The sequence below is a fragment of the Fenollaria sporofastidiosus genome (assembly GCF_943169635.2).
Classification (GTDB): domain Bacteria; phylum Bacillota; class Clostridia; order Tissierellales; family Peptoniphilaceae; genus Fenollaria; species Fenollaria sporofastidiosus.
Map to the genome: position 1 here is coordinate 1,205,222 of NZ_OW968186.1, position 16,222 is coordinate 1,221,443.

Genomic DNA, 16,222 nt, shown 5'->3' on the forward strand with positions numbered 1-16,222 from the left:
ATAATGAAAACCATAGATTTAGAAGAAAGACGAGACTTAATACTTCATGGTGACATGAAAAAGACAATAATAACGCTCGCAACACCCATAGTTTTAAACAATATAATACAAACGCTATATAATCTAGTTGACTCATATTGGGTAGCGGGCATTGGTGAGATAAGTTTCGCTGCGACTGGATTTATTTGGCCAGTTATGTTCTTATTTATATCTATTGGTATGGGTTTATCAATAGCATCAACAGGTATCATTTCTCAGCTTATGGGAAGAGGTGATGCTCAAAGAGTAAAAACATACAAAGAAAATGTTTATATATTAACAGCACTGCTGTCTATAATAGTTGTAAGTGTTGGTTTATTGTGCTCATCAACAATATTAAGATTGATGGGAGCAGAAGGAAAATTATTCGAAGAAAGTAAGGCTTACCTAGATATACTGTATTTAGGATGCCCCTTTGTATTTTTCTTCTTTTCAACAAACTCAATATTTCAGTCAGCTGGTGACACAAGAACTCCAACAATAATTAGTGGTATATCAACAATAATTAATATGCTACTAGACCCTGTATTCATATACGAAGAGATACCTTTTATAGGTTTACGTGGTTTAAATATGGGCATAAAGGGAGCTGGGCTTGCTACTATAATCTCACAAGCATTCATGGCTATAGCAATCATAATTATTGCTTATAAAAAAGGATTAATTAATCTTAATGTATTTAAATATAGCTTTGATGCTTCTGCATGTAGGAAGATTATATCCATAGGAGTTCCATCATGCATAGGCCAATCTGGTGAGGCAGTAGGCTTTATAATACTTAATACATTTGTATTATCATATGGTCAAGACGCATTAACAGCCTTTGTAACAATAAACAGGGTTACATCTATCATATCGCAACCACCAGGAGGTATAGGTCAATCAATAGTAAGTATTGTCGGTCAGAATAAAGGTGTTAAGAACTTTGATAGAGTTAAAGAGGCCTTTAGGACTGCATGTAAGATGTCAAATGTAATATGCGTTTTAGGCTCAATAATAGTATGGATATTTAGAGATCAAGTGCTGGCGCTATTCTTAAAAGATGCAAGCGAAAATCTTATGTATCTTTCAAAGCAGTTCTTATTTTTCATATTGATAACGAACTTTTGCATGGGTCTATACAACGTTTATCAAGGACTATTTCAAGGCTCGGGTAAAACTGATCTTGCAATGAAGATGCTTCTTGGTAGACTTTGGGTTTTAAGAATACCTATGATATTAGTATTCAAACATATACTGATGATGGGCCCTATTGCAATATGGCTTGCTATGAGTTTGTCAAACTTATTCACATCGTTGTATGGATATATTTTATATAGAAAAGGTAATTGGAAAGGGGATATAATCTAATGAATCAAGCTATAATTTTAGCTGCAGGCGAAGGTTCTAGAATGAAATCTTCTCTAATCAAAGTGCTGCACAAGATTAATGGCAAAGCAATGCTAAAATATGTATTAGACGCTACAGAAAGAGCTGGCTTCGATAAGAGATATCTGATAGTTGGCAACAACAAAGATAAGGTTATGGAAGAATTCTCGTCTGATAAGAGCATTGAGTTTATAGAACAAAAGATGGGTCCAGGCGAACCATATGGAACTGGTTATGCGGCCTCACTTGCTAAGAGCCATATCAATTATGATGACAATGTACTAGTTATTTTTGGAGACACACCATTGGTTGACGAAGAAGTCTTAAAAGATTTTCTTAGTTTCCATAAAGACAAGAACAACAACCTTACAATTTTAAGTGCAATCTTAGACAATTGTGATGGTTATGGAAGGATAGTAAGAGACAAAGATAATAATCTTAGTAAAATTGTTGAACAAAAGGATGCTAATGAAGATGAGCTAAAAATAAATGAAGTTAACTCTGGCATTTACTGTTTCAAAGGTGAAGACTTTTTAGACTCTATAAACAATTTAAAGAATGATAATGCTAAAAAGGAATATTATTTAACAGATGCAGTTGCTTATCTTTTAAGCAAAAATAAAAAAGTTGACGCATATATAAGTACAGATCAAAACATTGCTTTAGGCGTTAACAATCAATTGGATTTATCCAAAATTGAAGAGATTGTAAGAAAGAAGATAATTACTAAGTGGATGCTAGAAGGTGTTTACTTTAGAAATCCATCTAATGTATATATAGAAGAGAATGTTAAGATTGGTAGAGATGTTGAGATATATCCAGATGTTACTCTTGAAGGGGATACAATAATTGAAGACAATGTTAAGATATATGGACATACAAGAATTATAAATTCGCACATTGCAAAGGATGTTATAATTGAAAGCTCGCTTATTGAAGACTCCTTTATAGATGAAAGAACAAAGGTAGGACCAAATGCACACCTAAGACCAAAATCAAAGATAGGTAAGGACTGCAAGGTTGGCAACTTTGTTGAAATAAAGAACGCTAGCCTAGGCGATGGAACTAAAGCTGGTCATCTTGCATACATAGGTGATGCTGATGTAGGATGCAATGTCAATATAGGCTGCGGTGTTATATTTGCAAACTATGATGGTAAGAATAAGCATAGATCGAAGGTTGAGGACAACGCCTTTATCGGTAGTAATTCTAATATTGTGGCGCCAGTAGAGATAGGAGAAAACGCTTATGTGGCTGCTGGTTCAACAATAATTAAAACTGTTATCAAGGATTCTTTGTCTATAGCGAGAGCTAGACAAGTTGATAAGATAGATTGGGTAAAAAATAAAAAAAATATGGAGGAAGAAAAATGAATTCATTTCTAGGACAACTAAAAGTATTAACAGGAAACGCTAACAGACAATTAGCAAAAGATGTTTGTAAGCACTTGAACACTGAACTTATTGATTCAGAAGTAACACATTTCTCAGATGGAGAGATTGCTGTTAACATCAAAGAAACAGTAAGAGGCGCAGATGTATTTATCGTTCAACCAACACATGAGCCAGTTAACGATAATCTTATGGAGCTTTTAATCATGATTGATGCATGCAAGAGAGCTTCAGCTGGCAGAATCAACGCTGTTATACCATACTACGGATACGCGAGACAAGACAGAAAGACTAAACCAAGAGAACCAATCACAGCTAAATTAGTTGCTAATCTAATTGAAAAAGCAGGAGCAGATAGAGCTGTTCTTATGGACCTTCATGCAGGACAAATCCAAGGCTACTTTGATATACCAGTAGACCATCTATCAGCTATCAAACACTTAGCAGAATACTTCAAGTCATTGAATCTTAATGATGTAGTAGTAGTTTCACCAGACCTTGGCGGAGTTACTCGCGCAAGAAATTTTGCTAATGAATTAGACGCTCCTATCGCTATAATTGAAAAGAGAAGACCAAAGCCAAACGTATCAGAAGTTATGAACGTTATAGGCGACGTTGAAGGCAAAACTTGTATCTTAGTTGATGACATCATAGATACAGCAGGAACTATTTGCCATGCTGCTGAATATTTAACTGAAAAGGGCGGAGCAAAGAAAGTTTATGGCTGCGCAACTCATGGTGTATTGTCAGGACCTGCTATTGAAAGACTTATTTCTAGTAAGCTTGAAGAATTTGTTATAACTGATACAATTCCTCTAAACATAGGCAATGTTACTGATAAAATCAAAGTTGTAAGCATAGCTGATCAACTAGCTAAGGCAATCGAAAGAATTCATAACAACGAATCAATAAGCTCGATATTTGATTAATGAAACTCATAGTAGGACTAGGCAATCCTGGAGATCGCTTTGACGGAACTAGGCATAATGCTGGTTTTGAAACGATTGACATCTTAGCAGATGAGTTAAATCTTAAGCTAAACAATGCTAAGTTTCATGCACAATTTGGTTACACGACATATAATGGAGATAAGCTTTATCTAATGAAGCCTATGACATATATGAACGAGAGCGGTATAGCAATAAGAGAGTTTATGGCATACTATAAACTCAATATCAAAGATTTAATTGTAATAGTTGATGATATCGATATAAATTTTGCTACGCTTAGGATAAAAAAGTCAGGAAGTGCTGGCACACACAACGGTTTAAAGTCAATTGTTTATCAGCTTAACAACGATAAATTTACTAGAGTAAAGATTGGTGTGGGCAATAAACCAGAACATTTTGATTTGGCAGACTTTGTTCTGTCTAGATACTCTAAAGAAGAAAAAGTAGATATTGAAAAAACGTATATAAACGCTGCTAAGGCGTGTCTTTGCATCTTGGATAAAGGCGAAGATTATGCGATGAATATGTATAACGGAAAATAGGTGTAACATGGATATTTTACAAAAAGGCTTATTAGCTTTTCAATACAAAGATATAATTAAGGATATTAAAAATGGCTTAAGTCCAATCTTTATTAATGGTCTTGTTGAAGAAGCTATAGGTGTAAGTGTTAAAACTATCCAAGATGAAAGTGACACTAGCTCAATCATCATAACTTATGATGAATCAAGAGCAAGAAGACTATATGAGGATCTAAAAAATTCTCATGCAAATGTTTATTATTTAAAGAAGAGGGAGATGCTTTTCTACAATGTTAGCGACTCCTCTTTAGAAACTGAATATTCAAGAATACAGACACTTATGTCTGTACTCAAGAACAAAAACTCTATCTTGATAATGGATGTAAAGACTCTCGATGAAGAGCTTATCAGTCAAGATATCTATAAGAGCCTAAGTTTTAAATTAAAGACTAATCAAGTTGTTAATATTGATGACTTAATTAGTTCTTTAACTAAGCTTGGTTATAAAAGGGCAAGTATAGCATCTAATAAAGGTGAATTTGCCCTTAGAGGCTCTATTGTAGATATCTATGACTCGATTTCTGATATGCCATTTAGGATAGAGTTTTTTTCTGATGAGATTGATTCAATAAGAATATTTGATAAGGATACGCAAAAGACTATTGCCACTACCGAAGAAATACTTATTAATCCGGCAAGAGAGATACTTATCCTTGATGAATATAAAAAAAGCATCATTGATAATTTAAAGAAGGACTTTGACAAGACTAAAGAAACGAATAAGAGCTCATACTCGCTTATGAATGAAAAATTCAAAGAGTATTTTGAGTTATTAAGTGAGGATAGCTATGATAAGAACAGATCCTTGCTCTTAAGATATATCCCTGATAAGTATAAGTCAAGTATATTTGATTACTTTGATGACAACACTTATGTATACTTAGATGAAAGCAAAAGGCTTGAAGATGAGTATGAGAAGTACACAAAATTTCATTCTCAAGAGATGGAGTCTTTATATAAGAATGGCGAGATACTTCTTAAAGAATTTAATGCCATCATGTCTTATAATGATGTTTTGAATAAATTTAAGGATAGAAAATTAGTTTTATTATCAAATATTTTATTAAATACGAAAGATTTTAATCCTGAAGCCATATATAATTTGCACTTAAACTCCGTTACTAAGTACAATGCAAAGTATGATGCTTTATTAGAGGACTTAAAACACTATAAGCATAGAGGCTACAAAATACTTCTTTCTATAAAAGATATAGAAAGGTATGATAGGATTTATTCATTGTTTAAAGATAATGACATAGGGTTCATTCAAGAGAGTGAAGTAGAAGATAAGATATTATCAGGTCAATTGTTATTGAGAAATGATTCATCTACAAGAGGCTTTATATTTAATGAGAATAAGTTTATAGTCTTATCAGAAAACGATATTTATGGCTCACAAAAAGAAAAAATTAGAAAGAAGAAATCTTCTAAGAAACTTGATATTTCTGATATATTAGAAGGAACTTATATAGTTCACGAAGATCATGGTGTTGGTATATATAAAGGCATAGTTAAGCTTGAAGTCCTTGGCGCTAAGAAAGACTTTTTATACATACAGTACAAAGGCGAAGATAAACTTTATGTTCCTATAGCCCAGATGGATAGGATACAAAAGTTTTCTGACAAGGATAGTAAAGACGTCAAGATAAATAAACTATCTACTAATGATTGGATAAAACAAAAGTCCAAGTCAAAGAAGGCTATAGAGAAGATGGCTGAGGACTTAGTTGAACTATATGCTATTAGGAAGGAAAAAGAAGGTTTTGCTTTTTCTAAGGATACGCCATGGCAAAAAGATTTTGAAGAGGCCTTTCCATATGAGGAGACGAAGGGACAACTCGAATCTATTATCGAAATTAAAAAGGACATGGAATCCAATAAGCCTATGGATAGACTTTTGTGTGGGGATGTTGGCTTCGGCAAAACTGAGGTCGCACTGAGAGCTGCGTTTAAAGCAATCATGGATGGCAAGCAAGTTGCATTCTTGTGCCCAACAACTATACTTTGTCAGCAGCACTATGAGACAATACTTGAAAGATTTAATAAATATCCTATACGCTCAGCGATGATGTCACGTTTTAGAACGAGCAAGGAGCTTAAAAAGACTGCTGAAGAATTACAAACGCATAGTATAGACTTAGTTGTTGGTACACACAGACTTTTATCTGAAGATGTAAGATTTAAAGATTTAGGGCTACTAATCATAGATGAAGAACAAAGGTTTGGGGTTAGAGATAAAGAAAAGATTAAAAAGCTAAAAGAAAATGTTGACGTATTATCACTGTCTGCGACTCCTATACCAAGAACCATGCACATGGCACTCTCTGGGATAAGAAGTATGTCTGTTATAGAAGAAGCACCGCAAGATAGATATCCAATACAAACATATGTTCTCGAATACAACAAAAGCCTTGTAAGAGATGCCATACTTAAAGAGATGGATAGAGGCGGACAAGTCTTCTTTGTATTTAACAATGTAGAAAATATTGATAAAATGTATAATGAACTAAAAACATTAGTGCCAGAAGCAAGGATTGCTGTTGGTCATGGACAGATGAGCGAAGCAAAGCTTGAGAAGGTAATGGTTGATTTTATGTATCATAAGTATGATGTCCTTCTTTCAACGACAATTATAGAGACTGGCCTTGATATTCCAAATGCAAATACCATAATAGTATATAACTCAGAGAACATGGGCCTTAGTCAGCTTTATCAGCTAAGAGGAAGAGTAGGCAGGATGAATAGAATCGCCTATGGTTATTTCACTTATAAGGAAAACAAAGTTTTAACTGAAACACAAGAAGCGAGACTAAAAGCTATAAAAGAGTTTACAGAGCTCGGAAGTGGGTATAAAATTGCTATGCGAGACTTACAAATAAGAGGCGCAGGCAACTTATTAGGCACTTCACAACACGGTCACATCGCAGCTATTGGATACGATTTATATATAAAGTACTTAAACCTTGCTATCAAAAAGTTAAGAGGCTACGAGGTGAAAGAGGACATCGATACAAGAGTCGATATTAACGTCGATGCTTATATACCGGATGACTTTGCTCCAGACGAATATGTTAAGATGGACTTATATAAAAAGATAGCCGCTGTTGAGAATGAAGAAATGAAGAGCGAACTTATTGACGAGATAGTCGATAGATTTGCTGATATTCCAAAGTCCATTGTAAACCTAATAGATATTAGCGAACTTAGATCTATGGCAAAAGAGTTTTCGATAACATCAATCAACGAAGCGGGTGAAGATATTAGGATAGAGTTTCTTAATGATAAGGTCATAGATCCACAATGGATAGCTGATATATATAAGAAGTATAAGAACAGGCTCTATATTAACAAGAGATATATGAATGTGATTAGAGTCTCCATACTAGACGATGACAAAATAAAACTTATAAAAGATATATTAATTTTACTTAAAAGCAGTAAATATATAAAAAAAGCTTGAAAAATATTTCAAAAGGATATATAATAACTCTATGAGTAAAATTTAAGGGGAGATATAATGAAGAAACATTTTAAAATTGTTTTGCTTGCATTAACAATATTGACAATGATGTTTTCAGTATCTTGCAAAAAGACTGAAGAAGGTGCAGTAGCAACTGTTAATGGAAAAGCAATTACAGAAAAAGAGTTCACCGAAAATTACAAAGTATATGAACGTATGTATAAGCAACAACTTGGAGAAGAAGCATTAAAGAAAACTGATAAAGACGGTGTTTCATTTAAGGATAAGCTTAAAGAGAATATACTAGAAAAACTTATTGTAGATGAACTTATCAATCAAGAAATCGACAAGAAGAAGATTAAGATTGGTGACGATGAAGTTAACAAGATGTATGAACAAACTATCAAGGATATGGGCGGAAAAGAACAATACGAACAATTCTTGAAACAACAAAACATTACGGATGATTTCATCAAAGACAGTATAAAGAAGGAATACAAACAACAAAAGTTAGAAGAAGCATTCTACAAAGACAACAAAATAAGTGATGAAGAGATTCAAAAGTTCTATGACGAGAATAAAGATAAACTCGTAAAGTATAACTTGAGTCACATCATGACTGATAAGGAAGAAGATGCTAAAAAGCTTCATGACAAATTAGATGCAGGCGAAGATTTTGCTGAGCTAGCTAAAAAAGAATCTACAGATACTTACTCTGCTGCAAACGGAGGAGTTATGGGAGAAGTTCAAGCGTCATCACTACCGCAAGAGTTCTTAAATGCAGTTAATTCTACTGAAATTGGTTCATATTCTGATGTATTTAAAACAGATATGGGTTACCATATAGTTAAAGTTGATGATAAAAAAGACAAATTAGATGATCTAAAGTCAGAGATTGAACAAGCGTTAAAGAGTCAAAAGTTTGTACAATACATGAAAGACCTTAGAGCAAATGCAGAAATTAAGAAGATGGATTTACCTGAGATAAAAGAAGAAGAAAAAACAGACAAAGATAATAAAGAAAGCAAAGATGCTGAAACTAAAGATGAGAGCAAAGATAATGAAACAAAAGAAGATAATAAAGACACTGAGTCAAAAGATGACAGTAAAACTGAAGATAAATCAGATAATAAATAATTTATAAATTTTAAGGAGGATATCATGACTGAATACAAATTAAAAGCAGAAAAGCGTGAAGCTGTAGGAAAAAATAAAGTTGATAAAATTAGACAAAATGAAAAATTACCAGCAGCAGTATTCCAAAAAGGAAAAGAAACAGAAAACATCACTATAGGTGATTTAGAGTTCCAAATGTTATACCAAAAAGCAGGTATGACAAGCATTATTGATCTTGACATAGATGGTACTATAAGACCAGCTATCGTTAAGGAAATTCAAAGACACCCATTCAAGAATCAAATCTACCATGTTGGATTCCAAGGAATAAACATGGATGAAAAGATTAAGATTGAAGTTCCAGTTGAATTAATCAATAGAGATGAAATTAGAAAACAGCCATCTGTATTAAATCAACAATTAGACACTATCGAAGTTGAAGTTTTACCAGCAAATATACCTGATAGCTTCTCAATAGACGTTCAAAATATGGACTACGATGATACATTTACAGTAAGAGATTTAGTAGGCGACAACAAAGATGTTGAAGTACTTATAGATTTAGATGAAGTTGTATGTTCATTATCAATGCCAAGAGAAGAAAAAGAAGAGGAAGAAACTACTGAAACAGCTGCAGCTGACGTACCAGTAGTTGGTAAAGAAGAAAAAGCTGAAGAAGCAGATAACGAATAATAACAATATTGATTATATGCCTTGCTATTCATTAAGAGTAGCAAGGCTTTTTTTATTTAGAGCACAATATATTTTTTCCTCAGTTATATAAGTACATAAAACAAAGAAATAAATATTGAGCGAGTAGTAAAAAGTGCGGCTTATTATATTAATTTTTAAGACAATAATACATCATATTCCTTGACTTATAAGTGCCTTTATTTTATAATAAATATGTATGCAAAAGGAGAGGACTATGAATAAAAAGCCTAAGTTTAGAATAGATATAATATTAGTATTAACGATATTAGCGCTACTTGCTTTTGGAACTATAATGGTGTATTCAACAACATTATCATTTGCAAAGCCTGTACAAAACAGCCTAATGAAGACACACTTTTTGTCTTTAGCATTAGGTATATTAGTGATGTTTGTATTAATGCTTATAGATTATAATATATGGGGCAAGTTATACTTGTTTATCTATGCTGGATGCATCTTGCTTTTAATAGCAACATTGCTTTTTGGTAAGTCCGTTCACGATGCTAAAAGCTGGATACAAATAGGATCAAAATTTTCTTTTCAACCATCCGAGTTTGTAAAGGTAGGACTTATAATATCACTTGCTAAGTACATAGAGAACAATATTGACAAGCTAAACAACCCATTTGTTTTGCTTAAGATACTTGCTTTTGCATTTTTACCAGTTTTATTAATACTATTGCAGCCAGACTTCGGAACTGCGATTGTATATGTGTTTTTTATATTTATAATGTTATTTTCACAAGGTATATCTTTAAGATACGTAATGTATGCCATAGGACTTGGTGTTCTATCTATACCAGCTTTATGGTTTTCTATGAATCAATATCAAAAAAACAGAATATATGACTTTTTGGATCCCAATAGAGATGCTATGGGTTCAGGTAGACAGGTAATTCAAGGTAAGATTGCCTTGGGTTCAGGTAAGCTATTTGGCAGAGGACTCTTCAAAGGCACTCAAAATATGTATAAATATGTACCAGAAAAGCATACAGACTCAATCTTTGCCATAGTTGGAGAAGAGACTGGATTTTTTGGAGGCGCTATAATGATATTATTGTACTATTGCATGCTAAGCAGGATGATTAATATAGCTAAAAATTCAGATAATGTTTTTGGTTCAGCTATGGTATCAGGCTTTTTAGGAATGTTTTTGTTCCATATAGTTCAAAATATTGGGATGATACTTGGGATACTACCTGTAACAGGGATTCCACTACCTTTTATAAGCTATGCTGGAACCTTCCAGTTGACAAGTCTTGCTTGTATAGGGCTTGTATTGTCTGTTAATTATAACAGAGGAGTATCCAGGTTTATTGATAAGAGCTTAGATTTTATTCAATGATTATAAGTCATAGTAAAATAAAAAAGTTAATAAAGAAATACGGAGTAGATACATTTAGAATTACAAATACTGAAAGATTAATGCCTCTTGGAGATGCATCTAATGAATTTACAAAGTTTACTGAAGAAGAAAGGTTAAATCCTAAAAAACTATTTCCAAATGCACGCAGCATTATAGTCTTTGGGCTTAGCTATAACTATAAAAAAGCAGCAAGGAAGGAAAATACATATCTACTTTCTAGATCATCTTATGGATATGATTATCACAAAGTATTTATGGATAAGTTAGTAAAGATAGATAAGGAGCTTTTCAAAAATAAAGAAAGTGAAAGTCATGTCTTTGTGGATACAGGTCCATTGATAGAGAGACTTCTAGCGCAGAAATCAGGTTTAGGATTTTTGGGTAAGAACACTTGCATCATTAATCCTTTATTAGGTTCTTTTATATTTATTGGGTATATAATAGGTAATGAGCGAAGTGATTTTTATGACTTACCACTAAAGCTTGATTGCAAGGATTGCAATATTTGCGAGAGGGCTTGTCCAAATAAAGCACTTTGTAATTATAAGATGAAGATGACAAGGTGTTTGTCATATATTACTCAGAAAAAAGGCGACTTAGATGATTTTGAGAAGAGGAATTTAAAGACATATATTTATGGCTGCGATATCTGTCAAGAGATATGTCCCTACAATATAAAAGCTAAAAAAGTTTATCACGAAGAATTCCATTCTTCACAGGACTATGGGCTTGTTTATAAAGAAGATTTTAAATTAAGTAATAAAGAATTTAAAGAAAAATACAAAGCTATGTCAGCTTTGTGGCGTGGCAAAAGTATACTTTTTAGAAATGCAAACATTATAGACAATAATAATGATATAGTTAAATGAAAGGAAGGGTATTATGTCAAATGTACATGAATTAGGATTTTTAAAAGATAAAATCCAAGAATTAAAAGATCAAGGAGTTTATAGAAAATTACCTATATTAAACTCACCTGACGACGCAGAGATTGTTTTAAATGGTAAAAAAGTTATTAACTTATCATCAAACAACTACTTAGGATTTGCAAACAATCCTAGAATCAAGAAAGCATCTATCGAAGCGATAGAAAAATACGGTGCTGGCTCAGGAGCTGTAAGAACTATAGTTGGTAACATGGACATCCATGAAGAACTAGAAAAAGTTCTAGCTGAGTTCAAAAGAGAAGAAAGAGCTTTCATTTATCAATCTGGATTCAACTGTAATGCAGGAACAATCCAAGCAGTTACAGAAAAGGGAGATTTAATTATCTCTGATGAATTAAACCACGCATCTATCATTGATGGAACTAGACTTTCTAAAGCAGATAGAGCTATATTTAAGCACTCTGACATGGATAGTTTGGAAGATGTTTTAAAGGAAAAGAGAAAAGATTACAGAAACGTTCTTATTATAACAGACGGTGTTTTCTCTATGGATGGAGATATTGCTAAGTTACCAGACATCGTTGATTTAGCTGAAAAGTATGAATGTATGACATATGTTGACGATGCTCACGGCTCAGGCGTTCTAGGCGAAAACGGTAGAGGTACAGTTGATCACTTCCACCTACATGGTAGAGTTGACTTCTCTATCGGAACATTATCTAAAGCTATAGGATGTATAGGTGGTTATGTTGCTGGATCAGAAACTATGTACGAATGGTTGATTCACAGAGCAAGACCAGTATTATTCTCAACAAGTTTAACACCAGCATCAGTTGGAGCAATAACAGAAGCTATAAAGATGCTTATGGAAAGCAGTGAATATACAGACAGACTTTGGGACAATGCTAAATACTTCAAGGAAAAATTAGGCAAACTTGGCTTCAATACAGGTCACAGTGAAACACCTATCACACCAGTTATCATAGGTGAAGAAGCTAAGGCTATGGAATTCTCAAGAAAATTACTTGAAAACGGTGTATTCGTTTCAGCTATCGTATTCCCAACAGTACCAAGAGGAACTGGTAGAGTTAGATGTATGGTAACAGCTGCGCACACTAAGGAACAATTAGATGAAGCTTGCAGAATATTTGAAAAAGTAGGAAAGGAAATGAACATTTTAAAATAATGTTCGTTACTATTATGCTTATCAGCATAACTATATATGATGCTTTAAGCTTAAAAGATAAACGCATGGTTCTTAAATCGCTTATTGAAAGACTCAAGTCAAGGTTTAACATTTCGTGCTGCGAAGCTGCAGATAATGACAAGTGGCAAGTAAGCGAGATAGGCATTTCCTTTGTGTCAAACGATAGTAAGTATAATGAAAAAATTATTGAAAAGATTATAAACTTTATCGACAATGATGATAGAGTTGAAATTACAAATATAGATAAAGAGATGTATAGTTATGAGAAAAGTATTAAATAAAAAAGAAGTAAATACAGTTTTGGACTTACTGCGTCAGGATTATCCTGACGCAGGTCCTGAGCTGCATTTTACAAATGAATTTGAGCTTTTAATAGCAACGATATTATCAGCTCAAACAACAGATAAGCAAGTCAATAAAGTAACAGATAAGATGTTTAAAATATTGCCAGAGCCTATTGATTATATAGAAAGACCACTTTCTGAGATTGAAGATATGGTAAAGTCTATAGGATTTTTTAGAAACAAGGCAAAAAACATACAAAAGACTTGCGACATATTAGTACATAAATACAATGGAAAGGTTCCAAATACATATGAGGAGCTTATAGAGCTACCGGGAGTCGGTAGAAAGACTGCAAATGTTGTTTTGTCTAACGCATTTGGCGAGCAAAGGATTGCGGTTGATACACATGTATTCAGAGTCTCTAATAGAATCGGCTTAGTAAATGAAGACAATGTATTAGATACTGAAGAGGCACTTATGAAAAAGCTACCTAAGAATACTTGGTCTTTAGCACACCATCTTCTAATTTTCCATGGAAGAAGGGTATGTAAAGCACAAAGACCTTTATGTGAAGAATGTAATCTAGAAGAGATATGCTTATATAGGAAGGGAATGAAGAAATGAAAAAAGGTTTAGTACTATTTATAGTTTTGATTTTAATATTGGGCGGATCATATTTTGGATATAAAAAATACACTGAACACAAAAGAATTGAAGCTATGAAAGAAGCATTAAAAAGTGACAAAATATATGAATATATAACGGTAGACGGAGTTGATGTATCTGGACTTTCGAAAGATGAAGCAAAGGAAAAGATAATTGTATCTAAAGAAAACGAAGTTAAAGATAAAAAAATAAATGTAGCTGTAGAAGATAAAAATTATACTTTTGAGCTAAAAAATCTTGATCAAAATATGAATCTAGACAAAGCTGTAGACGAAGCATATGACTATGCAAGAGAAGGAGAGCTAGAAGAAAGATATAATAAATTACAAGAAATAAAAGAAACTGCTTTAAATATCAACATCGACAAAGAGATTGATTATTCACATGTGGATGAATTCGTAAGTAGTATCGCTAAAGAGACTAATTGTGAAGCGGTAAATGCTGAGTTTAGCGCTAACAATGGCAAAATAACCTCTACAGAAAGCAAGGATGGAAAAACACTGGATTCTGAAAAACTTAAAAATGACATTATTAATGCAATTAACAATAACGAAGATTCTGTTGTTGCGATCGTTGAGACTATAGAACCAGAAAAGAAACATTCAGACCTAGAAAAGATTAACGGCCTTATAGGATCATTTACAACAGATATAAGCTCTAGTTCAAACGAAAGAAAGACAAATATAAGAGTCTCATCAGATACCGTTTCAAAAAAACTTTTGCTTCCTGGAGAATCTTTTAATTTTAATAATGCGATAGGAGATGTAACTACAGCAAAAGGTTATAAAAATGCGCATGTATTAAAGGGCGGAGAATATGAGGACGGTCTAGGAGGAGGCATGTGTCAAACTTCAACAACACTATATAACGCTCTTATAAGAGCTGGGGTTAAAATTCTTGAAAGACACCCTCACTCAAGAGCGGCTAGCTATGTACCAAAGGGTCAAGATTGCGCGGTTTGGAGAGGAACAAAGAATTTAAGATTCAAAAATGAATTTGACTTTCCTGTATATATAGACTCAAATGTAAGTAAAAACAAAGTAACATTTTATGTATATGGTGACAAAACTAAGAAAGATTATGATATAAGCTTTAAATCAGAGATAGTTGAAGTAATTAAATCAGAAACTATTGAAAAAGTTGATCCTAGTCTTAAACCAGGTGAAAGAGTAGTTGATTTCAAGGGATATGATGGATATAGAGTAGTTACTAATAAAATTATTACTAAAGATGGAAAAGTTATCTCAAATAAACAATTTACTAAAAATTATTATCCAAAGAGAGATACGATCGTTAGAGTTTCTGAAAAATCTGCAGATATCGATAGCTCTAACCAAGATAGTGAAAATAATGATGCGGTGGTGTTACCATGATGAATATAAAAATACTTGCCTTTGATATGGATGGCACTTTACTTAATAGCGAAAAAATGGTAAGTAGAGGAACATGTGTAGAAATAGAAAGATTATACAATGAAGGGATCCATATAGTTCTTTCAAGTGGAAGACTTCACAGGTCGATTGAAGCGTACGCAAATATACTTCCCTTTAAAACATCTATAGTAGCAACTAACGGTAGCGTCGTTACTGACTATGAGGGCAGAAGAGTTTATGAAAAACCTATAGATACAGAAGCCTTCATAAAAGTAATTGATGTTTTAACTGATAATAAGATGAATTTTCATTTCTATGGAGTTAATGAATTCTATAGACTTAAAGGCACAACATCATTAAACACATACTCCAGAGTGCCAAAGAATATAAAAGATAACATAGAAATTGTTGAATATAATAATATTGAAGAGATAAAAGACTCTTGCAATGACAAGTCATATTTTAAAGTCTTATTAGTAGAAGAAAATAAAAATCGCCTTGAAGAGATTAGATCAGAGCTAAAGAAAATTTCTGGCGTAAAGATATCTAGTTCTTGGGCGAATAATATAGAGATTGTACCAGAAGGAGTCAATAAAGCTAAATCACTTAAATATTTATGTAAAAATTTAGGCTTAGATATAGAAAACCTAATGTCATTTGGAGATAATAATAACGATATAGAGATGATAGAAGAGTCAAAAGTGGGTGTTGCTATGAGTAACGCTACAAATGAACTGAAGCAAAAAGCTAATTTCATTACGGATTATGACAATAATCATGATGGCATAATGAAATTCTTAAAACAATATTTTTAGGAGG

General features: G+C 32.9%; 14 protein-coding genes. All 14 read left to right on the top strand.

The features are described 5' to 3' along the window. The first annotated feature begins 3 nt into the window (after positions 1-3). The 14 genes from KO172_RS05820 (at position 4) to KO172_RS05885 (ending at position 16,218) form a co-directional block, all read left to right on the top strand. A complete protein-coding gene (locus KO172_RS05820; RefSeq protein ID WP_215492569.1) occupies positions 4-1,389 on the top strand; it encodes an MATE family efflux transporter in 1,386 nt (461 codons plus the stop codon). Beyond that, positions 1,389-2,780, top strand: coding sequence for a bifunctional UDP-N-acetylglucosamine diphosphorylase/glucosamine-1-phosphate N-acetyltransferase GlmU (glmU, locus tag KO172_RS05825; protein ID WP_215492570.1), 1,392 nt, complete (start codon positions 1,389-1,391; stop codon positions 2,778-2,780). The genes KO172_RS05820 and glmU overlap by 1 nt, the downstream gene beginning before the upstream one ends. Beyond that, entirely contained in the window at positions 2,777-3,727 is a 951-nt protein-coding gene (locus KO172_RS05830; RefSeq protein ID WP_215492571.1) for a ribose-phosphate diphosphokinase, read from the top strand. Before glmU ends, KO172_RS05830 begins: the two co-directional genes overlap by 4 nt. Beyond that, on the top strand, positions 3,727-4,290 hold the full coding sequence (gene pth, locus KO172_RS05835) for an aminoacyl-tRNA hydrolase (RefSeq protein ID WP_215492572.1): 564 nt from the start codon (positions 3,727-3,729) through the stop codon (positions 4,288-4,290). Before KO172_RS05830 ends, pth begins: the two co-directional genes overlap by 1 nt. Before the next feature lie 7 nt (positions 4,291-4,297). Further along, positions 4,298-7,789 (top strand): transcription-repair coupling factor, encoded by a 3,492-nt coding sequence (mfd, locus tag KO172_RS05840; RefSeq protein ID WP_215492573.1) that lies wholly within the window; start codon positions 4,298-4,300, stop codon positions 7,787-7,789. A 57-nt stretch (positions 7,790-7,846) separates the two neighbouring features. Next, a complete protein-coding gene (locus KO172_RS05845) occupies positions 7,847-8,926 on the top strand; it encodes a peptidylprolyl isomerase (protein ID WP_215492574.1) in 1,080 nt (359 codons plus the stop codon). A gap of 24 nt (positions 8,927-8,950) precedes the next feature. Next, positions 8,951-9,598: a 50S ribosomal protein L25 gene (locus KO172_RS05850; RefSeq protein ID WP_215492575.1), complete on the top strand. Its 648-nt coding sequence runs from the start codon at positions 8,951-8,953 to the stop codon at positions 9,596-9,598. Positions 9,599-9,833: 235 nt separating this feature from the next. Further along, complete coding sequence (rodA, locus tag KO172_RS05855) at positions 9,834-10,964, top strand: rod shape-determining protein RodA (protein ID WP_215492576.1); 1,131 nt, start codon at positions 9,834-9,836, stop codon at positions 10,962-10,964. Then, complete coding sequence (gene queG / locus KO172_RS05860) at positions 10,961-11,854, top strand: tRNA epoxyqueuosine(34) reductase QueG (protein WP_215492577.1); 894 nt, start codon at positions 10,961-10,963, stop codon at positions 11,852-11,854. Before rodA ends, queG begins: the two co-directional genes overlap by 4 nt. Positions 11,855-11,867: 13 nt before the next feature. Continuing rightward, positions 11,868-13,058, top strand: a complete 1,191-nt coding sequence (locus tag KO172_RS05865) for a glycine C-acetyltransferase (protein ID WP_215492578.1) — start codon at positions 11,868-11,870, stop codon at positions 13,056-13,058. Continuing rightward, positions 13,058-13,360 (top strand): DUF503 domain-containing protein, encoded by a 303-nt coding sequence (locus KO172_RS05870; RefSeq protein ID WP_215492579.1) that lies wholly within the window; start codon positions 13,058-13,060, stop codon positions 13,358-13,360. The genes KO172_RS05865 and KO172_RS05870 overlap by 1 nt, the downstream gene beginning before the upstream one ends. Beyond that, positions 13,341-13,988 carry an endonuclease III gene (gene nth / locus KO172_RS05875; protein WP_215492580.1) on the top strand — a complete coding sequence of 216 codons (648 nt, stop codon included), beginning with the start codon at positions 13,341-13,343 and terminating at the stop codon, positions 13,986-13,988. Before KO172_RS05870 ends, nth begins: the two co-directional genes overlap by 20 nt. Beyond that, positions 13,985-15,403 carry a VanW family protein gene (locus KO172_RS05880; RefSeq protein WP_215492581.1) on the top strand — a complete coding sequence of 473 codons (1,419 nt, stop codon included), beginning with the start codon at positions 13,985-13,987 and terminating at the stop codon, positions 15,401-15,403. The genes nth and KO172_RS05880 overlap by 4 nt, the downstream gene beginning before the upstream one ends. After that, positions 15,400-16,218, top strand: coding sequence for a Cof-type HAD-IIB family hydrolase (locus tag KO172_RS05885; RefSeq protein ID WP_215492582.1), 819 nt, complete (start codon positions 15,400-15,402; stop codon positions 16,216-16,218). The genes KO172_RS05880 and KO172_RS05885 overlap by 4 nt, the downstream gene beginning before the upstream one ends. The last annotated feature ends 4 nt before the right edge of the window (positions 16,219-16,222 follow it).